This is a genomic window from Streptococcus sp. WM07, from assembly GCF_004570525.1.
GTDB lineage: Bacteria > Bacillota > Bacilli > Lactobacillales > Streptococcaceae > Streptococcus.
In genome coordinates this window covers 1-415 of sequence record NZ_SPPZ01000217.1, presented here as the reverse complement: position 1 = coordinate 415, position 415 = coordinate 1, and the positions used below count along the sequence as shown (strand labels likewise).

Annotated in this window: 1 pseudogene; it reads left to right on the top strand. The window is 55.7% G+C overall.

Annotated elements, in window-relative coordinates:
• Nucleotides 1-146 precede the first annotated feature (146 nt).
• Nucleotides 147-415: pseudogene (locus tag E4T71_RS09070) on the top strand (NCS2 family permease); the annotation flags it as partial.

The following is a 415-nucleotide window of genomic DNA, read 5'->3' as shown; positions in this document are numbered from 1 at the left end:
GCTTTATTTGTATACAAAAGCATAATTCGCTTCGTGCGAGTTCCTGACCTATTGGTCAACAAAACCCGCTGGTACCTCAAAGCGCTGCTGCCCACTCATGTGTCCGGCGCTGGAAATAACAATAAAACTCTTGAGGAGTACTTGCTGTGGAAAGCCGCAAATCCGAAGCCCCTACGCTCGACCTCTCGCCAACCCACAACGGTTGGCTGGAACGCCTGTTCAAACTCCGCTTGCATGGCACCACAGTGAAGACCGAGCTGATCGCCGGCCTCACCACCTTCATCACCATGGCCTACATCATCTTCGTCAACCCCAACATCATGGCCGACGCCGGCATTGACCACGGCGCGGCATTTGTCGCCACCTGCATCGCTGCCGCGCTGGGGTGCCTGCTGATGGGCTTGTATGCGAACTG